This window comes from Mycobacterium sp. DL592 (assembly GCF_011694515.1).
In the GTDB taxonomy this organism is placed as follows: Bacteria; Actinomycetota; Actinomycetes; order Mycobacteriales; family Mycobacteriaceae; genus Mycobacterium.
Genome location: NZ_CP050192.1, coordinates 3476828 through 3498189 on the forward strand (window position 1 = coordinate 3476828; position 21362 = coordinate 3498189).

A 21362-nucleotide genomic window follows, 5' to 3' on the forward strand; every position below is an offset into this window, starting at 1 on the left:
CTAATCAGAATTTCTAATCTAGGTTAAACCAACTTCGGGGGTGTCCTCAAGTGCGCCCCTACCGGGAAGGGTCATCGTGGATCTGGGACTGGCCAACGCCCGTGTGGTGATCACCGGCGGCGCGTCGAACATCGGGCGGGGCATCGTGCACCAATTCGCCGCCGAGGGCGCACGAATCGTGTTGAACGACATCGACGAGCCGCAGGCCGAGAAGGTGAAAGCCGAGGCGCTGGTGGCCGGCGCTGCGGCGGTCGAACTCGCGATCGCCGATCTGACGACGCCTGATGGCGGCGAGATCGCCGTCGGCACCGCGGTCGACCGCTGGGGCGGTGTCGATGTGCTGGTCAACAACGCCGGGTGGAGTGTGCCGGGTTTCATCGCGACCGATACCGACCGCGACAAGTGGCAGCGCACCATCGAGATCAACTTCTTCTCGGCGATCGCCGCGACGCAGGCTGCGATCGGACCGATGAAGGAGGGTGGCGGTGGCTCGATCGTGTTCATCGCCAGCGACGCGGCCTTCGGGCAGATCCGCCAAGGGGTCTACGGTGCATCGAAGGCGGCGATGGTGGCGTTGGCCCGCACCACCGCCCGCGAGCACGGCCGGCACGGCATCCGATCCAATATCGTCTGCCCTGGCCTGGTCATCCCGGAGAGTGCCGATGCGGTCGGGGCGGCCAGCCTGTGGTCAGTCGGCCAGGATGAGGTGTTCAACCCCAAGCAGATCGAGTTCATGCTCAAGGACACCCCTACGCGCGAGCTGACGACTGCCCACGATGTCGGCAACGCGGTGTTGTTCTTCGCCTCTCCGGTTGCCGCGAGGCAGGTGACCGGACAGCTGATCTCGGTCAGCGGCGGCTACACGATGCCCTGATCGACCGATCTCGGTACGACCAGCAGCCTGCCGAGCAGCCCGACAGTGCTGGCGATCCCCCCGACCACCGTCAACGCGGCGAGATGGACGATGGCCATCGGCGGGTTGTCGACCGAATGCCGAACCGACAGGTACAGAATCCCGGAGCCGAACAGCCCCGCCGCGAACGCCATCGGCACCACCGGGATCAGGTAGAGAGAGCCACGGCCACTGAGCTGCGGTGCGAGCCGATAGATCACGATGCCGCTCACCAGCGCCGACATCGCATTGGTGAAACCAAGAAAGATCGGGTAACCGAGGACGACGAACGGCTGACTGTCCTGGTACTCATAGACTTTCAGCACGCTGATGTAGGTCATCTCGGCCGCGACCGCCATCACCACGATGAACGCGTACATCGTCCACACGGTGCGCATCGCCGGGCGGCGCTCGAGGGTTCGGGCGATGAACACGGTGGCGCCGCCGTAGAAGGTCAGGTAGGCCGCAGGCACCCAGATCGGCTGGTGACTGCCGAATGTCGTGTAGAGGTGCCACTGCCCCTCCTCGCGGAACCACAACCCGTACAGGTGGTCGAAGAGTGGCTCCATCAGGCAGGTGAGCGTTCCGCTGATGAGGACGAACGCCGGCCAGACGATCGCTTCCCGTCGGCATAGGCGCGCAACCCAGATGAGCACCATGATCGCCAGACCAAAGGTCAGCATGGTGGCGATCCATTGGCCGATCGGCCAGACCGGGGTATCGATTCCGGTTGTCGTCACGGGTACCATCACGTCCTCCGCTCAGCCGGGCAGCAGATAGCTGGGCAGGTGTGCATGCGACGTCCCGATCAGGCCCAGCCAGTTGAAGGGCAGGTGGTACACGAACACCAGGGTCACCATGCAGAATCCGAGGACGGCGAAGTTCCGCACGTGGGGCCGCAACGACGGACGCCAGCGCTGCGCGCCGAGTTCGATCGGCGACTCTCCCACAGGCCGCTCCTCCGCTTCCATCCGCGCCCACGTGAAGACACACCCGACGAATGCCACCAGGATGGACTCATAGATCGGGAACTGATGCACTTCGCCGGGCCACAACGTCAGCGGTTCATACGTTTTCGCGAAGGCGTAGGCATGGGTGGTCCGGATCACCACATTCTCCACCACGAAATCGAAGATGAATTCGAAAATGAAGATAAAGACAAACAGGCGGAACTTCGACATGGCCGGCCACCGGCGTCGCAGGCGCTTCGCCTCGTGGCACGCCACAATGGCCACCCCGGCGCAGAAGTAGATGTACATCGGCGGTCCCCAGATCAACGACTCCGCATATCGACTCGGCGCCTCCGGATTGTGGAACGGCAGGAACCGAACCCAGACCCCACGATTGACGTTCGCGCTGTTCCAGGCGAACAAGTACTGCTGCACATTCAGGAAGGCATCCGCGACGAAGCAGATGATGCCGCCGATGACGAACTTGCCGTCGAGGCTCAGTGAGCCGGTCTGGCGCAGGGGTTTGACCACGCAGTACCAGACGAACGCCGTCATCACTACGAGGCTGATCGCCTCGAAGATCCGCAGTGCGACCAGTCGCCAGTCCGCCATGACGTCAGGTCCGATCCGGGGTGCCGGCGTGAACTCCTCACCCGAAGTCACCCATCGCACAACGACTTCGATGCAGATCACAAACCACACGGCGCCGATGAGAGCCAGGAACGTTGCCGGACCCTGCCGCCCGAGCGGGGGTGGATCCGGCGCGGCCCGTTTCTCGGCGACCGACCCGGCGTGGCCAGCGGTCAACGACATCTCCTGCACCTCCAGTGGACAAAATAGACGATTTGTAACCAGTTGGGTGATAATGACGCCATGTATGTCAACCTGTCAACCACGGCGTCACCCCCGAACGGCGGGCCGGCATGACGCCGACACCCCGTGCCGCCGCCCGGCGACGCATTGTCGGGGCAGCACGGGAGTTGTTCCGCACCAACGGCGTACGTGCCGTGACGATGGCCGACGTCGCCCGCGAAGCCGGCTACAGCCGACAGATGGTGTACAAGGTCTTCTTCGACCGTCGCGAGTTGGTGCTGGCCGCGACAATCGAGCGGATCGTCGAGATCGCCGATGCCGCCACACCGGGTGCCCAGGTTCCGGACGCGGGCTTCACCGAGTCGTTCGTCGAACTATCGGTCCAGATCATCGAGACGCTGCGCAACGATCCCGAGTTGTCGGCGTTGCTCGGTGACGGCAGTCCGGTCACCCCCCACGAGGCGTTGTGGGAGCCTGAACTGGTCGAGCGCGCCGTGCGGTTCTGGCAGCCCTGGCTGGATTTCGGCCGTACGCGGCACCTGCTTCGAGACGACTTGTCGAATCGGGATCTCGCCGACTGGCTGCACACCGTCTACGCGTCGATCATCCTGCGGCGCAACATCCCCCAAGAGGACGAACGCGCGATGATCGAACGTTTCGTGATGACATCGCTGGCCATGGCCAGCGTCGTGCCCCGCTGACATCGAATTTCACGTTTTGCAGCGCCGCACTCGATCTTTCCCTGCGAAACGTGAAGTTCGACCTGGTCACTAGCCGTAGAGGGTGCCGCTCCACATCGCCACGAGCGGACCGATTGTGGCTTCCTCGTCGGTGAGCTCGGGATCCACCCCCATACCGGCGATGTGCAGCACGCGCTCGGTGCTCCAGAACAGTGTGGCGGCCAGAGTCCGGCTCGGCAGGTCCGAGGTGATCAGCCCCGCCTCCCGCTCCCGGTCGATCTCGGCCGCACCGGCGGCGACGAAGCGCTCGACGATGGCCAGCCACAGGCTGCGCAGCGCAGGCTCGCTGTGCCAGTGTTGATTCGCCGCCTGCAGCACGACTCGGTGCCGATGCCAGGCATGGGTCACCGCTCGGATACTGCGCTCCAGCGCGATCGACGGCGGATCGTCGGGCGAACGCTCCAGAAACGGCTGCACCGTTCCGAAGATGTCCTCCATCGCCACCTCGAGCAGACCGGACAGGACCGAGAATTTCGACGAGAAGTAGAAGTAGAAGGTCGCCCGCGAGACGTTCGCCTCGGTGAGGATCTGCGCCACGCTGATATCAGCGAACGCTTCGCGCTCCATCAGCCGGGTCGTCGCCGCATACAGGGCGTCGACCGCAGGCACCCCATTGGGGTCGACCGAGCGCGGTCGGCGCGTGGCCTCCGTCATTTGCGTCACCTTACCGTCGCCCCGGGCCGCCCCCGGCGCGGGCCCGCATCAAATCTAATCTAATTTCAAATGAGGCATACACAATGTCTAGACACGGTGTTAGTGTGAGCTGGTCCACAGCCGCCAGAGCGCGGCGCGCACCGTTTGCCGCAGGGAAAACCGCACTTCAGCGGCTATGCGGAGACCAGATCGCAAGGAGAGGCCGAATCGATGAGTCCCACATTGAGCCTGAGTTGGCCGCCACTGGTCCAGGGCCAGGGCTGGCCGCCCAACATCCAACCGGCCCCCGGTGACTTCAGTGTCAGCCTGGGCGCGGAGATCGCCTTCTTCCTCATCGCCGGAGCACTGGTTATGGTCCTGGCTCTGCCGTGGGCGATCAGGGCCGCGGTGCGCAGCCGCAACTTCATCCCGTTGATCGTCATGGCCAGTGGCCTGATCTGCAGCCTGCTCGAGCCGATGCTCGACCTGCTCGGCCATCTGCACTGGGCCAACAACCTCATGCCGGCCTTCACCAACTTCGGCATCACCGTTCCCCTCCTCATCCCGCCGTGCTACGTGGCGTTCCTGGGACTGGAGGCCTACTTCTGCTACTTCGTGATCCGCAATGGCGCTCATGCGAGCCATTTCGTGATGCTGCTGGGGATGGGCATCGTCACCGACGCCGTCATGGAAACCGCCGGCATCAACCTCGGCACCTACCTCTACTACGGCGTGCAACCGTTCAGCTTCCTGAACTTCCCGTACTGGTGGGGCTTCATCAACGGTGGTTCGTTCGTCACGATCGGTGCCATCCTCGCCTACGCCGTTCCGAGACTCAAAGGCGCGCAGCAGCTTCTGCTCCTCCTGGTGGCTCCGTTCGGCATGATGGTCGCCTACTTCGGAGTGGGCTTCCCGCACATCCTGATCCACAACTCCACCCTGCCCACGCCGGTGCGCTGGCTGGGCGCGGCCGTCATGATGGCGATGATGGTGGGCTGGATGTTCGTCCTGCATCGCCTTGTCGGCCGGCCCAATTCGCTACCGGCACCCAAGTGGACGTTCTGGCGGGTGTTCGCCTACGGCAAGTTCATCCCGACCCGCAAGGGCCGGCAGGCCCTGTGGCTCAAGATGTGCGACGAGGGCGGCGTCAAGCCCGGCGACGGGATCGCGGTCAACCCCGAGGATCCGACGCAGGCGCTCATCGTCGGCCCGACGATCATCGCCAACGGCACCCAGCAGAACCGTCAGCCGGCGGCCTCGGTCTAACTCACGGCACGTTGGGCCGGTTCCACAATCCGGTCTCGGCCCAACGTGTTCCGTCCGTTAATCTCCTACATCAGATGAGGTTTGTGATGTCCCAAGTTGCCCAGACCCCTCGTGAAGCCGATGTCGTCGTGGTCGGCTCCGGCCACAACGGACTTGTCGCGGCGGCATATCTGGCCAAGGCCGGGCTGAAGGTCCTGGTTGTGGAAGCGGCCGCCACCGCCGGCGGCATGACCTCGACGAACTCGTTCGCGCCGGAGGCCCCGGAGTACACCATCAACGAAGCCTCCATCCAGGCCTCCTTATTCCGCACCACCACGATCAACGACGACCTGGAGCTGTCGACGCGCTACGGGCTGCGTCAAACCGTCATCGACCCGGCGCACTTCCAACTGGCCGCCGACGGCAGCTCACTGGGCCTGTGGCGGGATCCGCGCAAGACCGCAGCCGAACTGGAGTACTTCTCCCGCAAGGATGCCCGCGCCCTCATCGAGCTGTACGAGGTCATCGACGCGGCCGTCGAGATCGGTCTTCCGATGATGCAGACCAATGTCGTCACACCCGACATTTCCGCAATCCTCAAGGCCGCCAAGGGTGTTGCCAAGAACCGACGCCAGCTCAGCGCCATCGGACGGTGGATGGCAAGCTCACAGACCGAAGCGGTCGAGGAGAGCTTCGAGCACGACATGATCCGGGCTCCCCTGCTCACCTCGCTACCGTTCATGCCATTCGACGCTGACCTGTCCGGCTGGTCACTGATCTACCTCGGCGTGCTGTCGAAGTACGGTGTCGCGATGTTCCACGGCGGGACCGGTGCGTTGCCCAAGGCGCTGATCGGGGTGATCAAGGACCACGGTGGCGACATCATCACCAGCTCACCCGTCGAGCAACTCATCATCGAGAACAACCGCTGCGTCGGCGTCAGGGTCCGCGGCGGAGCCGAAATCCGCGCCCGCCGTGGTGTGCTGACCGCCTGCAGCCCGAAGACGACCTTGACGCGGCTGCTCCCCCGGGGCGTCCTGGAGCACAAGAAGCAGGTGGCAGCCGATCACATTCCGACCCGCAAACGCGGTATCGCCGACGCGAAAGTCAATGTCGCACTGTCGGGCCGGGTAGACATGTCCAAACACGAGAAGTGGCGCGGCGACGGCATCGACCTGCGCGTGGCCTGCAACTGCTATCACACCTACGAACAGGCCAAGGCGGCCGCGAAGGCGTGCGTGCGTGGCCAGGTTCCCGACGCGATACCCGGTCTGGCGCAGGTCACCAACGCGTTCGATCCGTCGATGTCGCCGCCCGGCAAGGACCTGTGGTGGTTCTGGACCGGGCTGACCCCGTCCTTCCCCGAAGAGGGCTGGGACGTCGCGCGCAAGAAGATCACCGACAGCATCATCAAAGACGCCGACGAGTTCTACAAGGGTGTCGAGGACCTGCAGGTCGCCGTGCGGCCGCTGGTGCTGCCCGATATCGAGGAACGCTTCTGGGCCATCGACGGCTCGGTGTACCACGTCGATCCGACGATCAGCAGGTTCGGTCCCAACAAGCCGGTCGCCGGATTCGCGGGATATCGGACCCCGGTCGAAGGGTTGTTTCTCACCGGCTCCGGCACCCATCCCGTCGCCGGTATCAGCGGGATGCCCGGCCAGAATGCGGCTCGCACGATGCTCAAGCAGTTCCGCCTCGAGGACAAGGGCGGCCGGTTGGGAGCTCTCAAGGACCGGTTGCGGCGGGAACGCCGGCGCGCCTCGCTTGTCGGGGATCCCTACACGAGCGGACCCAACGATCCCTTCCCGGCCTGCTCGTAGTGGCGCACCGCGCCGCTAACCTTTCGCGGTCAGGTCCCGCAATACCGTCTGCGCTGCCAGCTTGCCCGGCAGCGCGCACACCCCGCCGACAGGGTGGGTCCCAGCCCCACTGAGATACAGCCCCTTGACCGGTGTCCGGTATGCGCCGAGTCCCGGGGCGGGCTTGAGCGGGCCGAAGCGCGTGATGAGGGGATCGACGTGGTACACGTTGCCCGCCGGCGCGTTGAACCGCTGCTCGATGTCGGGGCCGCCCAACACCGTTCGGTCGATCTCGAGGCTGTTCAAACCTTCGTAGTACTGGGCCGCATCGCGCAGGACCGAATCCCCGATCTTGTCGCGGACGTCCTCCCACGGCTCTTTCGGCGTCACCGGTATCACACCTGACCACAGCCAGAAGGTGCTCGAGCCGGGAGGAGCCTGGGTGGGGTCGACGGCGGACGGGATAATCGAGCAGCTGACCGGAACCGGATCAGGCCATTCACCCCGGACCAGCGCGTTCCACCCGGCGTCCTGTTCTGCCAGCGTGTGCCATGCAACGAGGTATTTCCGAAGGTCGAGCCCGTCGTTGCGCCACTTCTCGTGGCGCCGCATCGAGACTTCGCCGTCGATGGCGACGTTGATCTTGAGCGAGGTGGCATGGGTTTTGCGGATCGGGATGTCCCGGGAGCGGGCGGCCAGCTTGGTATCGAGCACGCCATCTGGGAGCAGCTCGTTGAGAGTGATCACCGGATTGCACGTCGTCAGAACGGCCTTGCGTGCGGTGATGGTGCGGCCATCCTCAAGTCGTGCCCCCGAGACCCGATCGCCTGACATGATGAGCTCAGCCACCCGGCAGTCAGTGTGCACAGTGCCGCCGTGCGCCAGCAGACAGCGGTGCAGAGCCGCAGGGAGCGCGCCGGTGCCGCCCACCGGCATCGCGTTCGAAACCTTCTGCACCACACCCAGGTAGATCATCGCCCAGGCGGTCATGTCGAGGCGCATCTGCGAGAACGCCGCCATCGCGGCCAGTGCCCCCTTCGGCAGCTCGGTCTCGAAGGTCTCCTCGAGAAACTCGGTGTGTGATGCAGTGGCCATGTGCCGCAGCGACCACAGCTTCTTGGGGTGCCGGACCGCGCGCGCCACCGCCCTGCCCATCTCGGCGTTCCACGGACGCAGCGGATGGGACTTCATATACGCCACAACAAGATCCATCGCCGGATCCAGTGCGTTGGCCATATCGAGCCAGGCGCGCGCGTCCTTCGGCGAGAACTTGCGCAGTTCGTCGGCGGTGCGGCTGGCGTCCTTCCAGATGGCCAGCGAACTGCCGTCCGGTGCGAGCTGAACGTGAGCCGGATCCACGTCGATCTGCCGAAGACCGTACTTGTGCAGTTCCAGATCCTCGGCCACCCCGGAGAGCCGGAAGATCCCGGTCAGCTGGATAGCGCCCTCGTTGAACCGATGATTCGGCGCCGACGGCAGGGTGGCGTTGGTCGCTGTCATCCCACCCACCAACGACGATGCATCCACGATCGTCACCTGGTGGCCCGCCTTCGACAGGTAGCAGCCGGCGGTCAGTCCATTGTGACCAGCGCCCACGATCAGGAAATCGGTCTGGCTGGGAGGGTTTGGGGTTCCTGGCATTCCGTCGCCGAACATGACGTTGTGGTCCTCTCGGTAAGTCTGATGGTCGAAGGCCGGGCGGCGGATGCTTACACGGGTCCCGGCAACATGTAGGACGGTGGCGTGACGATCGAGTCGGGATTGACCGACATCCAGCTCCACGGAATGAAGTAGGCAAGTGCGGCCCACGCTGCACAGAATCCGATGGTCGCCAGCAGCTTGACGGGAGTCTGCAGGCGCGGCGTCCAGCGCTCAATTCCGCGGTGCAGGAACGGCACTCCGTCGGCACTGTCGTGCGCCGACATTCGCAGGACGGTGAATCCGGCCGCGTAGACGGCAACGAAGATGCTCTCGTACACCGGGAACTGGTAGGGCGTTCCGGCGAACAGGGTCAATGCCTCCCAGGTGCGCGGGAACGCGTAGACCTTGGTCCGGATGAAGACCTGCTCGAGAATGATGTCCAGACACAGGATGGCCGCGAAGGCGATCGCGAACGACCGGACGTTGGGCATCGCGGGGTACCGTCGTCGCAACGCGAGAATGATGCGACATTCGATGGCCGCCAGCCCGATTCCCAGGTACAGGTATTGCGGAACGAACCAGACAATGCCCTCCCCGTAGCGCGTGGGACCCTGGTGCAGCGGGAAGAAGGCCAGCCAGGAGCCAAGATTGACGGCATGGGCGTTCCAGGCGAACGTGTAGTGAAAGTAGTTGATGAGTGGGTCGATGCCGGAGGCGAGCAGCGACCCGATGACGATCATCCCGTCCAGCGCCAACCGACGGTCCCTGACCAAGGGCTTGACGAGGAACACCCAGATGGTCGCGGCAGCGATCACCAGACTGGCAGCCTCGATCACGCGCAGGGTGATCAGCGCAGCCCCGTCGAAGCGGTCGGGGCCGAAGATCGGGGCGGGGCCGAACTGAGTGTCGGAGGCGACCCACCGTGTCCATGCCTGGCCGACGAACAGGATCCACGCGACACCGGCGATCGCCCATATCGACACCGTGCCGCCACGTTCGGCCGAGGCCGTCGGTTCCCCGCGGCGTTCGGCCTGCACCGATTCTGACCTCTGCTGCAACATGTTTGGTGCCCCTACCTGTTGCCGATGAACGAAGTGGTAGCCCCGGTCGGTGCGGGTAGGTCGAGCAACGTGGCCAGCAGCTGACTCGCCGGGTTATTCAGCGCCATGGGATTGTCGGCGGGAAGCAGGCCGAGCGCGATCATCATGTGAGCGGCTCGCACCATGATGATGGAAAGCTTCGCGCCGGCCAGCACCTCGAAGTACTCGACGTTGCGCGGCGCGTACCCGGAATGCGTCCGGTAGTCGTCGATTGTCTGCTGCCGGTCGGGAACGCCGTCGGGCAGCGGGAGGCCGATCCCCTCGGTGTGATGGCGCATAAGGAACAGCCACCAGCCCAGGTCGACCTCACGCGCACCCAGGCCCACCATCTCCCAGTCCAGGACTGCGGCGACGTCGAGGACGTCGTTGAAGATGAGATTGCCGACTCGGGCGTCGCCCCAATTGAGCACCTTGGTGTCGTCGATATCCGGCCGGTTCGACACCAACCAGTCCAGGGCGTGCTCGATCGTCGGGTTGGGCTCGCCCTCGGCCGCCCACGCGAAGGTCTCCCGCCAGTAGGCAAGGTGGGCATCGAGTCCGCTACCGTTGGCGTCGGTGTCGAGGAAGTCCAGTCCCAGTTCACGCCAGTTCGCGGCGTGGATGCCTATCAGCGTGCCAAGGCTGTTGTGCCACATACGCGTCCGCTGCTCGGGTGTGAGATCGAGAACCCAGCCGCCTGCGGTGAACGGCGGATCATCCGATGGCACCCTTCCCGCCACCCGTTGCATCACCAGGAACGGACTGCCGAAGACATCAGGATCCTCTTCGAAGAACAGCACCTCCGGTACGGCGACCGGGGTGCCCGCACCGAGCGCGCCGATCACCGCGGCCTCTTTGGCGAGGTCGTATGCCGGAAACACACCGGGGCCACCGGGCTGGACCCGAGCCACCAGTTCACGTACTACGCGCTCGCCGCCCTGCTGCCAGGAGGCGTTGAACAGCACTGTCTCGTTCGAGAGCCCTGCAGATGGCGGGACGAACACGTCGGTGACCTGAACATCCTGTGCCCCTGGGATTTTCGTCTGCAGCCAGTCGGCGAGCCGCTGTGCCGCAACCTCGGTGTCGATAGCATTCTTGAGCGCCACGGGTGTCTCCTCTATCCATTCCCGATTGACGACAGGCGTTTGACCATCGCCTTCTGGTAGGTGTCGAACCAGATCTCCTGATACGTGCAATATGCGATGCGGCCCTCGTCGTCCTCCCAGCGGTAGACGCTGTCACGGAACGACACGTTGGGCCACGCGGGAAGGGAGGCGCTGGCAATGGCCTCACCACGGAAGCGGTATCGCTGGCCGCGATCGTCTTGGGCGGTGACCTCTTGGCGGACGGCCATGTGGATCCGCGGGTGGTATTCGGCGACATCGCGTCGCACTGCCGTGATAGCGCGGGTTTCGCCATCCTTGATCACCCAGGCGAAGTGGTGTGAAGACCGATTGCCGATGTCGTAGAGGCCCTTCCAGCGCGGCTCGGTGTCGAGCGGCTCGAAGCTGATCTGATTGAAGATCAGGTCGGGGCCGAAATACATCGGGGACCAGCCGACCGGGGGGCTCGGCACCGCGCCACGCTTCTCTACCCTGACCTGTCGCCACGAGCGGTCCCGCGGGGCAAAGCAGTCGACGGCGAAATCGACACCATTCAATTGGAGTTGACCGGCGACCCGCATGAACTGCTCGCTGCCCCCGGGTTCACGCAGGCGGTCGTGGTGGGCGTCCTCGCCCGGCATGACATGACCGCGCGCGAGCAGCGGAGTCACCGCCTCGGCGATCACGTCGAAGGACATCGAGTCGTCGGACGCGCGGTATCGCAGGCGAGCGGTTCGCCCCGGCTCGATGAACTCGATCGACAGTCCGTTGTCCGTCGTGATGGTGTTCCCGTCGACCCGAGGCCAGGGCATGGTGATCTCGTAATCCAGGAACGCCATGTCGGTCAGTTCGACATTGTCATGCCCCTGAAAGACGCAGACGCCGCCCTGGGAGAGGGGAAACGCGGGCTGGTAGCGGATGTAGATGAATGCACCAATTGCGGCCTCCGGCACGGAGAACCCGAAGTAGTGGGTATGGATGGTGTGCGGATCCCACTGCTCCCCCGGTTCGGGCAGCGGCATCAGGAGATCCGTCTCATCGGGATGAACAGCGATGTGGGCGGATGCCGGGCTAGACCCCACGATGGATTCCTCTCCGTCGAGATCCAGGTCTCGAATTGCCGTCGCCAGCGTAGCGACATGTGAATGTATGATCAAGTATGAAAAGTGATTCATATTGGAGAATGTGCCTGTGACGACTTCCGCCAAACCGACGCGCACCGAACGCCTTCGGCAGCGAACCCGCCGGCAACTCCTCGACGCCGGGCGTGTTCTTATCGCCGCGAAAGGCGTTCCAGGACTGCGCATTCAGGAGATCACCGAGCACGCCGACATCGCCCTCGGGTCGTTCTACAACTACTTCTCGTCCAAAGAGGAGTTCCTTGAAGCGGTCATCACCGAAAGCCTGTCGGATCTGGCCTCGGCGATCATCAGCAATGCAGATGAGGCCGCCGACCCCGCCGAGGTCGTCGCGGTGGCCTGCCTGCGAGTCATTCGATTGGCCCGCAGCGAGCCAGATTTCGCGCGGTTGATCGTCAACATCAGCCATTCCGACACCGTGTTCGGCGACGCACTGCACCCCCATGCCCGCACCGCCGTCGAGAATGGCATCGCTACCGGCCGATTCGCCGTGCCCGACATCGAGGTGCTGCTCACGGCAATCTTCGGTGGAGCGCTGGCCCTCATCCGGGAGATCCTCGACGGCCGGCATGGCCCGGACGCCGAACGCGCCTTCGCGCAGTTTGCCCTCACCGCCCTTGGGCTCCCCCCTGCCGATGCCGAAGCTGTGGTCACCAAAGCCGCTGAGGCCGAACACAACTAAACCGCCACAGGTGCGTGAGACTTGCTCGCATCACCGCCGAATATGGCGGCTTTGAGAATCCCGACCTTCGATGTGATGAAGACCTGATCGTCAGGCTTGGCGACGACGAACGACAGGATCCATACCGCGGTCAGCGCCAGACCCAGCGTGACCAGCCAGGCGAGGTGTGTCACCCACAGCGACGCGTTGAGATTCAGCGCAGTCCAGACCGGCCAGGCCGCGGCCCCGTTGGCAATCCCGTCCGACATCGGAATGAAGGCGATGACGAGTGCCAGCCGCCAGCCCGGCAAGTGCGGACTCATCCGGTAGATCAGCGCGCCGGCCGTCATCGGCATCAGCGGGTTGACGCACACCCACCACAGGGGAAGTCCCCAGAAGTTGAGCGGCTGGGGCCCGTAGTACTCATAGGCTCCCATCAGGACGCCCGGGCTCTCGAGCCAGATGTTGATGAAGACGTCGATCAGGTAGAGCTGGAAGACCGCTTTCCGAGTCACACCAGTCCGGTAGATCCGGTAGGCGAGATACGCAAGGCCGCCGACGTACCAGATGTAGACGAAGTTGATGAAGAGCGGAAAGTCCCGTCCCATCGACGAGAACGTCGTCGTCACCGCGCCCTGCCGGATGTAGCACAGTCCGAGGGTGTCGACGATCGGCTCGAATAGACAGGCGATGCCACCGCCGATCAGGCAGAAGGCGAGCAACGGGCCGCGGCCGGTAACCAGGTGCTTGATAGCGAAGAAGACACCGAAAAGCACCGGAATGCCGAGAAAAATTGTAAAGAGCACCTCGGGCATGAACGGCATGGGAGTCGTCGGGTGTGCAGGAATCGGTGGAGCAGCGATCAAGTGGTCAAGCACGGTGTTGCGTTCCTTCCACGGCACGTAGTGCGGTCAGCTGTTCCAGCACTGTAGCCTTCGATGAACGCTATTTCAAGAATGAATTGGTGTTCATTCTTGCCCCGGACGACTATCCCCTGACCGCCAGGTCCAGGACGGCCAAGACCACGAACACGACCAGCACGTAGCCCTCGAACAAGGCCCGCAGGGCCACCGGGGCGACCCGGACATCCATGAAGTGCACGCCGACCAGTCGAACCTTGAACATCGCGATCGCGATGATCACGATCGCGGCGATGTCGGCAGCGCCCGCACTCTGCTCGAGACCGACCACAAAAGATCCAAAAGTCAACACCAGCAACAGAATCCATACCAGGGTCATGCGGTGGCCGGTAGACATCGTCACCTCACAAGGTAGAAGAGCGCGAACAGCACGATCCACAGCAGATCGACCATGTGCCAGAAGATTCCGCCCGTTTCACAGAGCTGTCGCTGCTTTGCCTCGAGCACGGGTCTGCGTGTCAGTGCGATCAGCCGGGCCACAATCGCCAGGCCGATGAGGACGTGCATCAGGTGGATCCCGGTGAACACGAAGTAATAGGAGAAGAACTCCCCGCTACCGATACCCTTGCCTGCCCGGAAGAGTTCGGTCCACTCAATCGCCTTCACTATGACGAAGCCGAGCCCACAGCACAGCGCCCCGGTAAAAAGCCTTGGCGCCTGGGCATTTCGACCAGCGAGTACGTTGTGGACAGCGAGCGCGACCAACAGCGAGCTGGTCAGCAGCAAGACGGTGTTCACAGTACCGAGAGCGAGATGCAGCTCGGCGTGCGCTTGGGCAAACGCCTTCTGGTTCTTGCCCCGCGAGTACATGAACGTTCCGAAGAACAGTGCGAACACCGTCATGTCGCCGAGAACGAATACCCAGATCCCCTCTTCGCCGGGAACCCTGCGCCGGCTCGTACGGTCCGGGCCGGCATCGTCGAGCAGGGTCATGACGGCGCCACGGCCCGCGGGGATCGCCTCGGACTGTCAGCTTCGACATTCGGGATACTCGACCACAGCTGCCACGACATCACCAGGAACCACACCCCGAAGAACACCGCCACTAGCCAGAAGGCCAGCAGTCCGTTCCACGCGAACACGCCGTCTTTGAACAGCACAACCAATCCGCCTGCCGCGAAGATGAATGCGCACCAGACGTTGAAGTAGCCCAGCCACCGCGGCCAGACATTCTTGGTGGCGCCGAAGATCGCGAACCCGATCACCAGACATTGGATTGTGGCCGCCGGCCAGTTCATGACGAACGGCAACCAGCCGAGATCGTTGAGCGCTTGGGTGATCTGCGGATCACGTTCGGGGCGATAGGACGCGGCCGCGAAGGCGAACGTCGGCAGCAGGATCGCAACGACTGCCAACCCGGACGCGACCACCTGGGTGTAGGGCAGCGCCGAGTGACGACCGTCCTCCATCTGACGGATACGTATCGCGATCAGTGCGCCGAATGGCGCTTGCAAACCTGCTGCGGCCAACATGACCACCAACCCCAGCCGCTTGAGTCCGGTATCAGTCGACCAGAATTGCGCCACCTGCTCGGCGGTCCGCATGGGTGACATCGGCGGCAACAGCCCACTGATGATGATCGCCGGGAACAGCAGCAGGACGAATGCCGCCCCGGACACCGCCATGGCGCGTTCAATCCCACGGGTCATGAAGGATCCCTTCGTAAAATTTTAATCTGCACTAGATTAAGTAGCGAAGTCAAGAGCGGCCGAAGGAGAGATCACGGCGTCTCAGTCGTGCACGACCCCATAGAGGAAGCTACGAATCCGCTCGGCGAAGAGCTCCTTGGCCACGAGCTGGTTGGCCGCCAGCGCCTTGGTCAGGTGGGGATGTTCGACAGGGTCGGCCGCCGAGAATGCCGCCTGCCTGCCCCGTGGCCCGCGCACCGCCTCGACGAGTACCGCACCGATGCACAACGTCTCCATACCGTCGAGAATCTCGACGTGCAACTCCACCGGGACACCGGAGTCGCTGAGGAATCGCGCCGCGTCCTCAAAGCTGCCGGTGAGGGTCTCCCGGGGCAGATACTCGACCAGGATTGGGGCGGCGTTGCGGTGCTTGAGCACCGCCTGCCGAAAGTTCAGCCCCAGTGTCACGAAGTACTCCGGCCAATCGGGTCCCGGTGCGCGCCGCGGCTTGGTGACCGACTTACCGGCGATGTAGCGGGCGATGGCGTTGAGGATCTCGGTCTTGTCGGCAAAGTGGTGGTACAGCGACGGCGCCTGGACGCCCATATGTTTGGCGAGCCGCGGCAGGCTAAAGGCATCCAGGCCCTCGTTGTCGATGATCTCGATGGACGCCTGCACCGCGGCGGCTCTGCTGATCAACGGCTTCGATGGTCGGGCCATGGTCAGCTCACCGCGCCTGTCATCGGGTCAGTATAGAAAGCCGGCAGCGGTATCTCAGTCATCATCCATGCCGCCCGAGCCGCCGTCGCCAGTCGTGGGCGCCGAGCATGCGGGTCATCTTCGCAATCAGCCGGGACTTGGCCGGAATCACCGGGTACCAGAGGGGTTCGGACTTGAGCGCAATGCGCTCTTCGACGACTGACTGCTGGCGGCAGTACTTCAGCACACCCTGTGCGCCGCCGAAACGCGTGCCCAGTCCGGAATTCTTCCAGCCGCCCATCGGGATCGGCAGCTGGAACGTGGCCACCAGCGCGTTGTTGATGGACACCGATCCCGCCTCGATACGGCGTGACAGACGGTCGGCGCGCTGCCGGTCACGCGTCCAGATGCTCGAACTCAGGCCGTACTCGCTGTCATTGGCTAGCGCGATCGCCTCCTCGTCGTCGCGGACCCGCATGATCGCCACGGTCGGCCCGAAGGTCTCATCGCGCATGCACTTCATCGAATGGTCGACATCGACCAGGACGGTGGGCTCGAAGAACCTGCCGTCGGGGGTGCTGGAGCCGCCGATCAGAACCCGCGCCCCCCTGGCCAGTGCGTCATCGACATGGTCCTGCACGACGGCCATCTGAGCCGCCGTGACCATGGCGCCGATGTCGCAGGCGAAGGCGCCAGGTTCATCCATGCCCTGCCGCAGCGCCTTGGCTTTGGTGACGACCAGCGAGACGAACTCGTCGTACGCGCCGTCCTCGACATAGATGCGTTCGACGCTGATACAGGCCTGGCCGGCATTCGTCATCGCCCCCCAGACCGCGGCGCTCGACGCACGTTCGAGGTCCGCGTCGGCCAGCACGATCATCGGGTCCTTTCCCCCGAGTTCGAGGCTGCACGGAATGAGGCGTTCGGCGCACCGCACCGCGATGGCACGCCCGGTGCGCACCGAACCGGTGAACATGACCATGTCGACGTTGTCGACGACGGCCGCGCCCGCCGCGCCGCCGCCGGTGACGCACGCCAGGACCGGCGGGGCCCCGATCCCCTCGCGCCAGCCACGCACCACTTCGCCCCATGTCAGCGGCGTGACCTCCGAGGGCTTGGAGACCACAGCGGCACCCGCCACGAGTGCCCCGACCACGTCCATCATGGGGCCGCCGAGCGGTCCGTTCCATGGCGTGATCAGCCCGACCAGCGGATACGGACGGGCCCGCACGCGCAGTCGCCGCACTGCATTGGCCACCCCACTCGGCTTGACCGAGCGATCGGCGAGGAATGTCTCGGCGTTCTTGGTGAAGTAGTTGATGACGTCGATGGCGACCGCCATCTCCAGTGCTGCATCAGCCCAGGATTTGCCGGTCTCGGCTTGCACCATCTCGAGCAGTCGCTGTTCGTTGTCGAGCAGCCAGTCCAGCCAACGCAACAGCCAAACCCGGCGACCGGCCGGGCCAAGCTCCTCCCACGCCGGTTGCGCTGCCCTCAATTCCGCACACACGACGCCGATTTGGGCACCATCGAGATCGGCCACTGTGCCGACTGGGCGCCCGTCGGCCGGGCACCGAACATCGAGCACCCGTGGCTCGACCCAGGTCTGATCCGTCGTCATTTGCAACAACTCCTCGCTCGGGCCCGCCGTTACCTAACACAGTAAGTTTTTTGCACCGGCGGCCGCAATGGCCTACGCCCGATTGACGACCGGCTCGGCCCGTGCCTTAATCTAACGTCATTAGATTAATGGGGCTGCACCGCCACCGAGGAGGAATCGTCGATGAGGCTTCGCCTGGAACGTCCGAAATGCGTGGGCCACGCCCAGTGCTACGCAGTGGCGCCAGATCTGTTTCCCATCGATGACGAGGGCTACTGCATCGCCGAGGACCGCACCATCAATCCGGCGGAAGGGGCACTCGCCAGGGCGGGCGTCGCCGCCTGCCCCGAAGGCGCGCTGGTGATCGACGAGGCCGAGAACGATTGACTCGATAAACCTATAGGCGTAAGGTTTTGACGACCGGGTGGCGCGGGTCACACACTCCCGGTTCACATCCGCATCTCCATAACCGCCGGCCTGGCAAAGACCGCGGTTGCACTCTCGAACAGGAGCAGACCTAGGCATGAGACTCGAGGGCAAAGTCGCCGTCATCACAGGCGCCGGTTCGGGACTGGGCCGCCAGTGCGCACAGTTGTTCACCGCCGAAGGCGCCAAGGTGGCGATCGTCGACATCGACTCCGACCGCGCCGAGCAGACCCTGAAGCTGGTCGCCGAGGACGGCGGTGACGCCATCGCACTCACCGCCGACGTGTCCGACAAAGCCCAGATCACCTCGGCAATCAACCAGGCTGTCGACCACTACGGCAAGCTCGACATCGCCTGGGCCAATGCGGGCATCGTCTCCCGCGGCGGAGCGGCCGCCCTCGGACTCGAAGACGAAGTCCTGTTCGAGGACATGACCGAGGACGATTGGAACGCGGTCCTGGGTGTCAATCTCACCGGCGTCATCTACACCGCGCAGGCCGCGGTCCCTCATCTCAAGGCCAACGGGGGTGGCACGATCCTGGCCACCTCGTCGGCGGCCTCGCTGGCCGCCTACCCCAACATCCCGATGTACTGCGCCACGAAGGCCGGGGTCAATGGACTGGTGCGCGCACTGAGCCTGGATCTGGGCCGGTACGGAATCCGGGTCAACGCCATAGCACCGACGCACGGCATGTCACCCAACTTCCTCATGCCGCCGGGCTCTCCGGTGGTGGGGATGTCCTATGAAGAATCTGCCGGCGAGTGGAACCCGACCGTGTCCCCGATCCCGCTCAAGCTGAAGCGTCCGCCGTCGTTGTCCGACAACGCCAAAGTCGCCCTGTTCCTGGTCTCCGACGACTCGGCCTACATCTCCGGGGCCACCCTTGGCTCCACCGACGGTGGCACGCTGGCCCGCGTCGGAATGTGGTTCCCCCAGGACCTCAACCCCGAACCGATCGCCTGAGGAGACCCGAGATGACGACAATCGAGAAGGTCCCCGCTCACCTCGTCACCGACTTCGACGTGTATGACCCCGCACTGGCCGCACCGGTGGATGTCATGCAGGACAAGATGGCCGAACTCGCCGCCATCGGGCCGGTGGTGTACTCGACAGCCCACGGTGGGCACTGGATCGTGACCCGCTACAAGGAAATTCACGACGTACTGACCGATACCGACAGCTTCTCGAGCTACCCGAACAACCTCGTCACCCCCGCCGACTTCGGCCGCTTCATCCCACTGGAGCTTGATCCGCCCGAGCACACCGCCTACCGCCACGCGCTGCAACCGTTGTTCAGCCCGCAGCGCATGAAACGGCTGGCCGACGAGATCCGGGGCGTCGTCAATGAACTGATCGACGGCTTCGCCACCAAGGGCCAGGCCGAGTTCGTCTCCGAGTTCGCCCACGAACTGCCCGCCAGAGTGTTTCTGGCGCTGATGGATTGGCCGCTGTCGGATGCCGCGATGTTCACCGAGGCCACCGACGCCGTCCTGTTCGGCAAGCCTGGCGGCACCAAAGAGGAATCCGATCAGGTGATGATGATGGCCGCGCTGACGATCGCAGGCTACTTCAACACAGTGATCGCCGAACGTCGCGCCAATCCGGGCGAGGATGCCACTTCCAAACTCATCCACACCGAGGTCGACCTGCCGGACGGGAGGCGTCTGCTCACCGATGAAGAACTGTTCCGGATGTTCTTCCTTCTGCTGATGGGTGGACTGCACACGGTCCAGGGGTCGCTGGCCTGGTCGATCGTGCATTTCGTCAACAACCCCGGTCAACGACAGGCGATTATCGACGACCCCACGCTGATCCCGAAAGCCGTCGAAGAAGTCCTGCGGATCGAGGCCGCCGTGTCCGCCGGGCGCCGGGTCACCCGTGACACCGAACTGGGCGGGGTCCACCTGGCCGAAGACGACCAGTTGATCGTGCTGCTGTGTACGGCAAACCGGGACCCCGACTACTTCGACTCCCCCACCACGTTCGACATCTCCCGCAACCCCAACCGGCATCTGTCGTTCGGATCGGGTCCCCACCGGTGCCTGGGCTCCCACCTCGGACGTATCGAACTGACGATCGCCCTGGAAGAACTGCACCGGCGCATCCCCGATTATCAATTGGTCGAATCCGACCCACCCGTATTCCACTCCACCCAGGTGCGCGGTTGCCACCGGATGCCGATCACCTTCACCGCCGAGAGATGAGGCCGACGTGACCACATCACTTCCCCGCCAGGACCGCATCCGGCGGGCAATCGAACTGTTACGCAACGACACCACCGACAAGTTCGACGAGGTCGTGCCGTTCACCGCGCAGGAGTTCATCGACCCGGTGCTGGCTCAGGAGGAACGCGACTACGTCTTCGGCCAGGTGCCCTCGATCGTTGCCCACGGCTCGGAGATCGCCAAGCCGTACGACTTCCTCACCGTCACGATGCCCCGAAACAACGTGCTCGTCGTCCGCCAGAAGGACGGCACCGTGAAGGCGTTCGTGAATCTGTGCCGGCATCGCGGCGCGCTGCTCGAGGACAACGAGAAGGGCCGGTGCCGATTCTTCTCCTGCGCCTACCACCGTTGGTCCTACGACCCCGACGGCTCGCTGCGAATGATCACCCGGGACAACACCTTCGGTGATATCGACCGCAGCAGCCACGGGCTCATCGAGCTTCCGTGCGAAGAGCGCCACGGCTTCATCTGGATCATCGACAACGCCGAGGTTTCGATCGACGTCGCCGGATGGCTCGGACCCGAGATGGACTCCATCCTGGCCGGGTACCGCCTCGAGGACCTGGTGTGCTTCCGCGCCGCTGGATTCGACGAGCCGACGAACTGGAAGATCATGCAGGACGCGTTCCTGGACGGCTATCACATCCAGTACGCGCATCCCAATTCCGCGGGCAAGATCATTCACACCAATGTCATGGCGTTCGAGGACTTCGGCAGGCACTGCCGGTTCATCGCTCCCCGCAAGTCGATCGACCGGTGGCTGGAAGAAGATCCGGGCGAGCGGCCACTTGACCCGTACGTCACCGAAACACACTTCCTTCTGCCGAACAGCACCCTGCTGCGCCAACCGGACCACTTCCAGTTGCTCACTTTCCGGCCGCACCCGACCGACCCCACCCAGTCGCGGATGGAGCAGCGGTTGATGGTGCCCTCCGTGGCGGCCTCCGGGCTCGAAGAAGAGCACTGGCAGCATCGGTGGGACAAAAACTGGCAGATTCTGCTGACGGTCCTGCATGAGGAGGACTTCCCGCTGCTCCGCAACTCGCAGCAGGGCATGGCGAGCGCCGATGCCGGTGGAATGTTATTGGGCCGCAATGAGGTTGCCAACCAAGTCTTCCACAGGGAGATCGGTAAGCTGCTCACTAAGGGCCGCGCCGCGACGTGA

22 protein-coding genes are annotated in these 21362 nt (G+C 64.1%); 9 read left to right on the forward strand and 13 right to left on the reverse strand.

What is annotated here, in order from left to right:
* Window positions 1–76: 76 nt before the first annotated feature.
* On the forward strand, window positions 77–874 hold the full coding sequence (locus tag HBE64_RS16690; RefSeq protein ID WP_167104449.1) for an SDR family NAD(P)-dependent oxidoreductase: 798 nt from the start codon (window positions 77–79) through the stop codon (window positions 872–874).
* Here HBE64_RS16690 and HBE64_RS16695 read toward each other — a convergent pair.
* Together HBE64_RS16695 and HBE64_RS16700 are read right to left on the reverse strand one after the other, a co-directional pair.
* A complete protein-coding gene (locus HBE64_RS16695; protein WP_167104452.1) occupies window positions 859–1641 on the reverse strand; it encodes a hypothetical protein in 783 nt (260 codons plus the stop codon). The genes HBE64_RS16690 and HBE64_RS16695 overlap by 16 nt on opposite strands.
* Before the next feature lie 12 nt (window positions 1642–1653).
* Window positions 1654–2655 (reverse strand): spirocyclase AveC family protein, encoded by a 1002-nt coding sequence (locus tag HBE64_RS16700; RefSeq protein WP_167104455.1) that lies wholly within the window; start codon window positions 2653–2655, stop codon window positions 1654–1656.
* Between the two features lie 110 nt (window positions 2656–2765).
* On the opposite strand from HBE64_RS16700, the gene HBE64_RS16705 reads away from it, so the two are divergent.
* Window positions 2766–3356, forward strand: coding sequence for a TetR/AcrR family transcriptional regulator (locus HBE64_RS16705; protein WP_167104458.1), 591 nt, complete (start codon window positions 2766–2768; stop codon window positions 3354–3356).
* A gap of 69 nt (window positions 3357–3425) precedes the next feature.
* Here the strand turns inward: HBE64_RS16705 and HBE64_RS16710 are convergent, their stop codons facing one another.
* Window positions 3426–4049, reverse strand: coding sequence for a TetR/AcrR family transcriptional regulator (locus HBE64_RS16710; protein ID WP_167104461.1), 624 nt, complete (start codon window positions 4047–4049; stop codon window positions 3426–3428).
* Window positions 4050–4259: 210 nt separating this feature from the next.
* On the opposite strand from HBE64_RS16710, the gene HBE64_RS16715 reads away from it, so the two are divergent.
* Together HBE64_RS16715 and HBE64_RS16720 are read left to right on the forward strand one after the other, a co-directional pair.
* The gene (locus tag HBE64_RS16715) at window positions 4260–5294 is read left to right on the forward strand and encodes a hypothetical protein (RefSeq protein ID WP_167104464.1); all 1035 of its coding nucleotides are present in this window, start codon (window positions 4260–4262) and stop codon (window positions 5292–5294) included.
* 86 nt (window positions 5295–5380) lie between these two features.
* On the forward strand, window positions 5381–7096 hold the full coding sequence (locus HBE64_RS16720) for an NAD(P)/FAD-dependent oxidoreductase (RefSeq protein WP_167104467.1): 1716 nt from the start codon (window positions 5381–5383) through the stop codon (window positions 7094–7096).
* Window positions 7097–7111: 15 nt separating this feature from the next.
* On the opposite strand, the gene HBE64_RS16725 is transcribed toward HBE64_RS16720, so the two are convergent.
* The 4 genes from HBE64_RS16725 to HBE64_RS16740 form a co-directional block, all read right to left on the reverse strand.
* On the reverse strand, window positions 7112–8716 hold the full coding sequence (locus HBE64_RS16725; RefSeq protein WP_167104470.1) for an NAD(P)/FAD-dependent oxidoreductase: 1605 nt from the start codon (window positions 8714–8716) through the stop codon (window positions 7112–7114).
* Between the two features lie 68 nt (window positions 8717–8784).
* Window positions 8785–9777 (reverse strand): spirocyclase AveC family protein, encoded by a 993-nt coding sequence (locus tag HBE64_RS16730; RefSeq protein WP_167104473.1) that lies wholly within the window; start codon window positions 9775–9777, stop codon window positions 8785–8787.
* 11 nt (window positions 9778–9788) lie between these two features.
* The gene (locus tag HBE64_RS16735; protein WP_167104476.1) at window positions 9789–10901 is read right to left on the reverse strand and encodes a phosphotransferase family protein; all 1113 of its coding nucleotides are present in this window, start codon (window positions 10899–10901) and stop codon (window positions 9789–9791) included.
* A gap of 11 nt (window positions 10902–10912) precedes the next feature.
* Window positions 10913–11920, reverse strand: a complete 1008-nt coding sequence (locus HBE64_RS16740) for a tyrosine protein kinase (RefSeq protein ID WP_167104479.1) — start codon at window positions 11918–11920, stop codon at window positions 10913–10915.
* 169 nt (window positions 11921–12089) lie between these two features.
* Between HBE64_RS16740 and HBE64_RS16745 the strand changes: the two genes are divergently transcribed.
* Window positions 12090–12719: a TetR/AcrR family transcriptional regulator gene (locus tag HBE64_RS16745; RefSeq protein WP_167104482.1), complete on the forward strand. Its 630-nt coding sequence runs from the start codon at window positions 12090–12092 to the stop codon at window positions 12717–12719.
* Here the strand turns inward: HBE64_RS16745 and HBE64_RS16750 are convergent.
* The 6 genes from HBE64_RS16750 to HBE64_RS16775 all read right to left on the reverse strand — a co-directional run bounded on the left by HBE64_RS16750 (window position 12716) and on the right by HBE64_RS16775 (window position 17566).
* Window positions 12716–13522 (reverse strand): hypothetical protein, encoded by an 807-nt coding sequence (locus tag HBE64_RS16750; RefSeq protein WP_167109321.1) that lies wholly within the window; start codon window positions 13520–13522, stop codon window positions 12716–12718. The two genes, HBE64_RS16745 and HBE64_RS16750, sit on opposite strands and share 4 nt — an antisense overlap.
* A 163-nt stretch (window positions 13523–13685) precedes the next feature.
* The gene (locus HBE64_RS16755) at window positions 13686–13937 is read right to left on the reverse strand and encodes a cytochrome C oxidase subunit IV family protein (RefSeq protein ID WP_243841350.1); all 252 of its coding nucleotides are present in this window, start codon (window positions 13935–13937) and stop codon (window positions 13686–13688) included.
* Window positions 13938–13957: 20 nt separating this feature from the next.
* Window positions 13958–14551 (reverse strand): cytochrome c oxidase subunit 3, encoded by a 594-nt coding sequence (locus tag HBE64_RS16760; protein WP_167104485.1) that lies wholly within the window; start codon window positions 14549–14551, stop codon window positions 13958–13960.
* Window positions 14548–15267 carry a hypothetical protein gene (locus HBE64_RS16765; RefSeq protein WP_167104488.1) on the reverse strand — a complete coding sequence of 240 codons (720 nt, stop codon included), beginning with the start codon at window positions 15265–15267 and terminating at the stop codon, window positions 14548–14550. Before HBE64_RS16765 ends, HBE64_RS16760 begins: the two co-directional genes overlap by 4 nt.
* A gap of 81 nt (window positions 15268–15348) precedes the next feature.
* A complete protein-coding gene (locus HBE64_RS16770) occupies window positions 15349–15966 on the reverse strand; it encodes a TetR family transcriptional regulator (RefSeq protein WP_167104491.1) in 618 nt (205 codons plus the stop codon).
* A gap of 61 nt (window positions 15967–16027) precedes the next feature.
* Complete coding sequence (locus tag HBE64_RS16775; RefSeq protein WP_167104494.1) at window positions 16028–17566, reverse strand: aldehyde dehydrogenase family protein; 1539 nt, start codon at window positions 17564–17566, stop codon at window positions 16028–16030.
* A 162-nt stretch (window positions 17567–17728) separates the two neighbouring features.
* Between HBE64_RS16775 and HBE64_RS16780 the strand changes: the two genes are divergently transcribed.
* The 4 genes from HBE64_RS16780 to HBE64_RS16795 all read left to right on the forward strand — a co-directional run bounded on the left by HBE64_RS16780 (window position 17729) and on the right by HBE64_RS16795 (window position 21362).
* Window positions 17729–17932 carry a ferredoxin gene (locus HBE64_RS16780; RefSeq protein ID WP_167104497.1) on the forward strand — a complete coding sequence of 68 codons (204 nt, stop codon included), beginning with the start codon at window positions 17729–17731 and terminating at the stop codon, window positions 17930–17932.
* A 136-nt stretch (window positions 17933–18068) separates the two neighbouring features.
* Window positions 18069–18935: an SDR family NAD(P)-dependent oxidoreductase gene (locus HBE64_RS16785; RefSeq protein WP_167104500.1), complete on the forward strand. Its 867-nt coding sequence runs from the start codon at window positions 18069–18071 to the stop codon at window positions 18933–18935.
* An 11-nt stretch (window positions 18936–18946) separates the two neighbouring features.
* Entirely contained in the window at window positions 18947–20176 is a 1230-nt protein-coding gene (locus tag HBE64_RS16790) for a cytochrome P450 (protein WP_167104503.1), read from the forward strand.
* 7 nt (window positions 20177–20183) lie between these two features.
* A complete protein-coding gene (locus HBE64_RS16795) occupies window positions 20184–21362 on the forward strand; it encodes an aromatic ring-hydroxylating dioxygenase subunit alpha (protein WP_167104506.1) in 1179 nt (392 codons plus the stop codon).